2 protein-coding genes are annotated in these 1,123 nt (G+C 40.7%); both read left to right on the forward strand.

Features of this window, described 5'->3' with window-relative positions; all coding sequences use genetic code 11:
* Nucleotides 1–792 (forward strand): copper amine oxidase N-terminal domain-containing protein (locus POTG_RS18655; protein WP_157273516.1); only part of this gene is annotated, 792 nt, incomplete at its 5' end.
* Between the two features lie 84 nt (nt 793–876).
* A partial coding sequence (locus POTG_RS24475; protein ID WP_036646222.1) for a hypothetical protein occupies nt 877–1,123 on the forward strand: 247 nt, incomplete at its 3' end.

The following is a 1,123-nucleotide window of genomic DNA, read 5'->3' on the forward strand; positions in this document are numbered from 1 at the left end:
GTAAATGTAACCGTGCAGATTGACGGAAAGACAGTAAAGTTTCCGGACGAAAAGCCTTATTTTGAAAATAATCGAGTGCTGATCCCAATCCGTTTTGTATCTGAGGCATTAGGTGCAAAAGTTGACTACAAAAAGGAGACAACAGGTAGTCGGGTAGAGCGAGTGGTTTACGTTGAACTTAACGGAAAGATGATTCGCATGCCGGTTAATTCCGATACCGTATTGGTTGGAGACACAATCGTTAAATTGGATGTACCAGCCCGGCTTCAAGGTTCTCGGGTATTTGTACCGCTTCGCTTTGTCAGTGAAGCACTTGGTGCCACGGTTAATTGGAATCAAAGTAATAAGTTGGTTAGCATTAGTACAGGAAAAGAAGTGACCGATCCAGATCCGGTTCCGAGTGACGATAACATGTACAGCACGGACTTTAAGTGGAAGGCCGGATATACAGAGCTAGCAAAAGAGTTGTTTATTGATAATATGAAGGTCGAGAATGGAAAGCTGACTTTTACCCTTCCACAAGGAGCGCAAGGATATGCGGGGAAGACTAAATTTCTTCCTGGGAAAACGTATTCCTTTGATATTGGAAAAGGGAAGGGATACATTATGCTTACAAAAATATATCCGGGCAGAGATGAAAAAGAAGGATATATGATAAGTTTAGATAGTAGCGGAAACGAAGATTTGGAGGCATTGTTCAGTAATGTCAACGATGCCATTGTAGTAAATACTGGTGATGGTTCTGCGGCGCCATTGACCGAAGTACAGAAGCTTGCGCAGAAATTAGAATAAGCTAAACGAATCAATTTACATTTTGAGTCTGCGATTAAAAGTCGTAGGCTCTTTTTCTTTCAGTTTTTGGTAGGGGGAATGTGAATGAAGAAAAAAGTAAGCATTGTATTACTACTAATGAGTATGCTGATATCAACAATGGTCTACGCTGCCGGAATCCCAATGTTACAAAAGCATGTAAATGACGCCTTTGGATTATGGGAATACGGTAAAACCGGAGATAGTTTTGTGGGGTTTGTTCCGGCATTGGGTAGAGATGCAAAAGATAACCTTTGGAAACTTTATCAATGGCAAGCTGTTTTTAATTTTGCAAACGGTAAAGTGAAAACTA

This window comes from Paenibacillus sp. oral taxon 786 str. D14 (genome assembly GCF_000159955.1).
GTDB lineage: Bacteria > Bacillota > Bacilli > Paenibacillales > Paenibacillaceae > Fontibacillus > Fontibacillus phoenicis.